Raw genomic sequence first — 3,472 nt, forward strand, 5'->3', positions numbered from 1 at the left:
ATGGTGATCCCCTGGGCGAAATGCGCCTGGTAAGCAGAGTTTTTGAAATGTAAGGCCTTTGAATAAGACAAAAGGCTGCCTCATCGCTAACTTTGCAACAGTGCCGTCCCCGATGACGCGCGCCAGGTCGCCAAGGACGGCAGGCGGGCGTGGAAAGTCGAACCATAGCTTCAAGGCGGTGGCGACCAATAACGCCAGCAAGAAGGCCGCGCTAAAACCAATAAGGCGATGCCGAACGGCCGTACCACGCGCCGGGTTTGTAGCCGATTTCGACCACCACCACAGACCCAACAGCATCAGCGGCGCTGTCCAGTAACTTCCCACGAGGCCAAAGAACCATGCCAGTGGTTTCAGCGTGGCGGGCGTGCCTGTGTTGATGGCTTGAAACAACGCGATGTTCAGGCCACCCCAGTCATAGAGAAAGAGTTTCCAGCTCATCGGCGCAACAACCTCAAGCCGTTGCCGACAACAAGCAAGCTGGCACCCATATCGGCGAACACAGCCATCCACATGGTCGCGTGACCCGTGAAGGTGAGCACCAAAAATACCGCCTTGATGCCAAGGGCCAGCACAATGTTTTGCATCAGCACCTGTGCTGTCGCACGCGACAGGCGCACGAAGGTCGGAATCTTGCGCAGGTCATCGTCCATCAGGGCCACGTCGGCGGTTTCAATAGCGGTATCTGTGCCCGCCGCTCCCATTGCAAAGCCAATGTCCGCACGCGCCAAGGCCGGTGCGTCGTTGATGCCATCACCGACCATGCCAACCTTGCCGTTTCTGGACAATTGCTCCACTTCGCGCAGTTTGTCGTCGGGCAGTTGGTTGCCTTGCGCGCGGTCAATGCCGGCTTGTGCGGCGATGGCCTGTGCCGTGTGGGGGTTATCGCCGGTCAACATCACGGTGTTGATGCCCAGAGCATGCAGCTCGGCGATGGCTCTCTTGCTGCTGTCCTTGATGGTGTCCGCAACGGCGAATAAGCCATGTACCCCTTTTGCGCCCACCAGCATCACGACGGTCTTGCCAGCGGTTTCCAGCGCAGCGATGCGCTGCTCCAGCTCTGGTGTGCACTGCCCCAGCTCTTCGAGCATCCGGTGGTTGCCCAGATGGTAGGTCGCACCGTTGATTTGGCCTTGCACACCCCGACCGGGCAGCGCGTTGAATTCGGCCACGTCGAGCAAGGCAACCCCGTCCGTCTGCGCGGCCTGTGCCACCGCCTTGGATACAGGATGGTCCGAGCGGGCCGCCAGACTGGCAGCGATGCTGCGGCTGTCCGAGGCGAGTGCATTGCCCCATGTGACAAAGTCGGTCTGTGCGGGCTTGCCGTGCGTGATCGTGCCGGTCTTGTCCAGAGCCAGCCAGCGCAGCTTGCGGCCTTCTTCCAGATAGACGCCACCTTTGATGAGAATGCCGTGGCGGGCGGCGGCGGCCAGGCCGCTGACGATGCTGACCGGTGTAGAGATCACCAGTGCGCACGGGCAGGCGACCACCAGCAGAACCAATGCACGGTAGATCCAGTCGAGCCATGCCGCACCCATGAACAGCGGCGGCAACAACGCGACGGCGATGGCAACGCCGAATACAACGGGGGTGTACCAGCGGGCGAACTGATCGACAAAACGCTGAGTCGGCGCACGACTACCTTGCGCAGCCTCTACCGCGTGAATGATCCGGGCCAAAGTGGAGTTGTTGGCCAAGGCGGTGACGCGGTACTCGAACGAGCCGGATTCGTTGATCGTGCCAGCGAACACCGAATCACCGGGGGATTTTTCGACCGGGAGGCTTTCACCCGTGATCGGGGCTTGGTTGACGGCAGAGCGGCCTTCCAGCACCTCACCATCAAGGGCGATGCGCTCACCTGGTTTGACCCGGACGCGGGCGCCGATGGTGATTTGCTTGGCGCCCACCTCGCGCCATGTGCCGTCAGCCTGCTGTACCGTGGCCTGTTCCGGGGTCAGGTCGAGCAGGCCACGGATAGCGTTACGAGCGCGATCCAGCGATTTGGCTTCGATTACCTCGGCCAGCGCGAACAGTACCATCACCATTGCCGCTTCGGGCCAGTGGCCGATCAACATGGCACCCGTGACCGCAATCGACATGAGGGCGTTCATGTTGAGATTACGGTTCTTGAGCGCGATCCACCCCTTCTTGTAGGTGGAGAGGCCACCCGTGAAGACCGCGACAAGCGCCAGAACGACAACCGACCAGTGATTGCCGTTGTGGAGCCAGTAGACCGCCTCGGCCGCCGATGCAGTGACCAAGGAGATGCCCAGCGGCCACCAGTTGGTCGGCGTGGTCACAGGGGCGGCGGATGGAGATGCGACCTCTGCCGTGTCCACGACCTGCGCCTCGAATCCAAGCGCTTGCAGTGCCACGAGCACGTCTGGCAGAACCTGGTTCGCATGGCGTACCGACAGCGTGCGCTGCATCAGGTTGAAATCGAGATCAGCAACACCGGCCACGGTGCCGAGCTTGTTGCGGATCAACGTCTCTTCGGTCGGGCAATCCATCTTGGCAATGGACAGCTTGGTCGTCTGCTCGGCCGACGCCTGATCCATGCGCACAGCTTGCATGCCGATGGCCTTCAGCGCCTGCTCGACGGGAGACAACGAAGGCAATTCGTGTCGCACGGCCAAGGTACGTTGCATCAGGTTGAATTCAAGACCCGCCACCCCCGCCAGACCGGCCAGTTTGCTTCGGATCAGCGCCTCTTCGGTCGGGCAATCCATGTTCTCGATGCGGTACACCGCTTGAGCCGATCCGGTTGCCAGCGGGGCCGGTGCCGTGGGTTGGATGATCGGCTCAGTCGTGCAGCCACACCCCTTTGAAGCGCATTCGCTCATGAGTAACTCCTGAAAATCTTCTATTCAGCCTCCATTAAAATCTCTATAGTCACTATAGAGTCAAGTGATAATTGGAGATTGATGCATGGAAATCAGAATTGGCGACCTCGCCAAGCGCTCTGGGTGCGAGGTCGTGACCATCCGCTACTACGAGAAGGAAGGGCTACTGCCAAAGCCAGCGCGAAGCGGTGGCAACTTTCGGTTGTACGGTGAGGCGCACATTGAGCGCTTGCAATTCATCCGTCATTGCCGTTCGCTCGACATGACGTTGAGCGAGATTCGCGCATTGCTGGGTCTGCGAGACAACCCGATGCAGGACTGTGGGGAGGTCATCACGCTGCTGGAGGCCCATATTCAACAGGTGGAAATGCGTGTGTCCGCGCTGTTGCAGTTAAAACGGCACTTGGTTGATTTGCGCGAGAAGTGTTCTGGCTCTCGATCTGTAGAGGCGTGCGGCATTTTGCAAGGGTTGGGCAATTGCCATGGTGAAAGTGCCACGAACAGTCAAACATCTGGGTAAGTAAGGGCTTAGCGTGCTTTATTTAATGAGATGGTCACTCCCTCCTTCCCAGTACTATGCTGAGGACAGGCTTTCATTCGGAGAACCATCATGGAAAACATTGCGCTTATTG

2 protein-coding genes and 1 pseudogene are annotated in these 3,472 nt (G+C 59.5%); 1 reads left to right on the forward strand and 2 read right to left on the reverse strand.

Annotated elements, in window-relative coordinates; all coding sequences use genetic code 11:
• A pseudogene (locus BV390_RS30120) lies at positions 1-438 on the reverse strand (hypothetical protein); the annotation flags it as partial.
• The gene (locus BV390_RS30125; protein ID WP_004213585.1) at positions 435-2,840 is read right to left on the reverse strand and encodes a heavy metal translocating P-type ATPase; all 2,406 of its coding nucleotides are present in this window, start codon (positions 2,838-2,840) and stop codon (positions 435-437) included. The gene BV390_RS30125 and the pseudogene BV390_RS30120, both read right to left, overlap by 4 nt.
• An 85-nt stretch (positions 2,841-2,925) precedes the next feature.
• On the opposite strand from BV390_RS30125, the gene cadR reads away from it, so the two are divergent.
• Entirely contained in the window at positions 2,926-3,360 is a 435-nt protein-coding gene (cadR, locus tag BV390_RS30130; protein WP_000405672.1) for a Cd(II)/Pb(II)-responsive transcriptional regulator, read from the forward strand.
• The last annotated feature ends 112 nt before the right edge of the window (positions 3,361-3,472 follow it).

Source organism: Klebsiella sp. YJ, from assembly GCF_002108615.1.
Lineage (GTDB): Bacteria > Pseudomonadota > Gammaproteobacteria > Enterobacterales > Enterobacteriaceae > Klebsiella > Klebsiella planticola.

What these genes read in the sequence shown, in the direction of transcription:
- cadR (WP_000405672.1), top strand. Translation starts at nt 2,926, where the DNA reads ATGGAAATCAGAATTGGCGACCTCGCCAAGCGCTCTGGGTGCGAGGTC.
- BV390_RS30125 (WP_004213585.1), bottom strand. Translation starts at nt 2,840, where the DNA reads ATGAGCGAATGCGCTTCAAAGGGGTGTGGCTGCACGACTGAGCCGATC.